Raw genomic sequence first — 1,775 nt, 5'->3', positions numbered from 1 at the left:
GCCTTACGCGCCGAACGCTACCGATGGTCTCCGGCCCGGCGGGTCTACATCGAGAAGAAGGGATCAACGAAGAAACGCCCGCTCGGATTGCCGACCTGGTCGGACAAGCTGGTCGCCGAGGCGGTCCGTCTCCTCCTGGAGGCGTACTACGACGTCCAGTTCTCCGATCGCTCCCACGGTTTCCGCCCCCAACGGGGCTGCCACACCGCGCTGACGGAAGTGGCACGGACCTGGCGGGGAGTGCACTGGTTCATCGAGGGCGACATCTCCGACTGCTTCGGCAGCCTGGACCACGAGGTGATGCTCAAGGTTCTGGGAGAGAAAATCCACGATGGCCGGTTCCTGCGGCTGATCAGCCGCATGCTCAAGGCCGGGTATCTGGAGGACTGGAAGTGGAACGCCACGCTCAGCGGTTCGCCGCAGGGCGGGGTGGCTTCCCCGATCCTGTCCAATATCTACCTGGACCGACTGGACCGGTTCGTTGAACAGTCCCTGCTGCCGGAATACAACCTCGGGGACCGTCGTCGGCCGAATCCGGCATATCTAACCGTTCAGCACGCGATCGCGAAGGCACGACGCCACCAGGACCGGGAGGCGGTGCGGGTGTTGCGACACCAGCAGCGTTCCCTGCCCTACGGCGACCCGAACGATCCGAGCTATCGGCGGTTGCGCTATGTCCGTTACGCCGACGACTTCCTGCTGGGGTTCGCCGGTTCCAAGCGCGAAGCCCAGGACATCACGTCGAAGATCAGGGCCTTCCTGCGTGAGCAACTCGGGCTGGAATTATCCGAGTCCAAGACGCTGATCACGCACGCCACCAGCCAGGCGGCGCGCTTCCTGGGCTATGAGATCCGGGCTCTGCATGCCGACACAAAGATCACCGATGGACGTCGGTCGATCAACGGCACACCCGGGCTCTTCGTGCCCGAGCAGGTGATCCGCACCAAGTCCGCGCTCTACAAGAAGAAGGGAAAACCGGCTCCGCGTGGAGTACTGCTTCACGACGAGGACTTCTCCATCGTCGCGAAGTACCAGGCCGAGTACCGGGGTCTCATCCAGTACTACCTCCTCGCCCAGAACGTGCACCGTCTGAGCAAGCTCCACTGGATCATGGAGACCTCATTGCTGAAGACCTTGGCCTGTAAATACCGCAGCACGGTCCGGAAGATGTCTCGGAAATTCCGGGCAACCGTCGAGACACCGCACGGCCCACGCCGCTGTCTACAGGTCACGGTCGAACGCAAGGAGGGGAAGAAGCCGCTGGTCGCCCGCTTCGGCGGGATCCCACTCAAACGAGAGCGCACCGCCACGCTCGCCGACGTCCGGCCGGTGACAGCACCCGCCTACAACGAGCTGATCAAACGGCTCCTGGCCGAGTACTGCGAGCTCTGCGAGACCCGCACGGATCTGGAGGTCCACCACATCCGCCACCTCGCAGACCTCAAACAGCCCGGACGTCGGGACAAGCCCGCCTGGATCCAGCTCATGGCCCGGAGGAGGCGCAAGACGCTTGTGCTCTGCCGGACTTGCCATGTCTCGGTCCATGCCGGGCGCGTTTCTCAGCCACTGCGGACGTGACCGCTGGAGAGCGGAATGCCCGGAAACGGGCACGTTCCGTTCGGGAAGGGGCCGTCGGAAAAGGACTCGTGCCACGGGCACCTCGTCGGCGGCCTACTTCACCCCACCGCGGAGGGCTGGCTCTACCTCGCCTGCTGGCTGGACCTGGCCACCCGCGAGGTCGTCGGCTATGCCATGGCCGATCACCACCGCGCCGA

1 protein-coding gene and 1 pseudogene are annotated in these 1,775 nt (G+C 64.5%); both read left to right on the top strand.

Features of this window, described 5'->3' with window-relative positions:
- Positions 1-1,578 (top strand): reverse transcriptase domain-containing protein (locus ABZ656_RS57780; RefSeq protein ID WP_360280762.1); only part of this gene is annotated, 1,578 nt, incomplete at its 5' end.
- Positions 1,579-1,593: 15 nt separating this feature from the next.
- Positions 1,594-1,775, top strand: a pseudogene (locus ABZ656_RS57775) (hypothetical protein); the annotation flags it as partial.

This window comes from Streptomyces sp. NPDC007095 (genome assembly GCF_040634475.1).
GTDB lineage: Bacteria > Actinomycetota > Actinomycetes > Streptomycetales > Streptomycetaceae > Streptomyces.
This window is presented reverse-complemented; position numbering and strand designations above follow the sequence as displayed.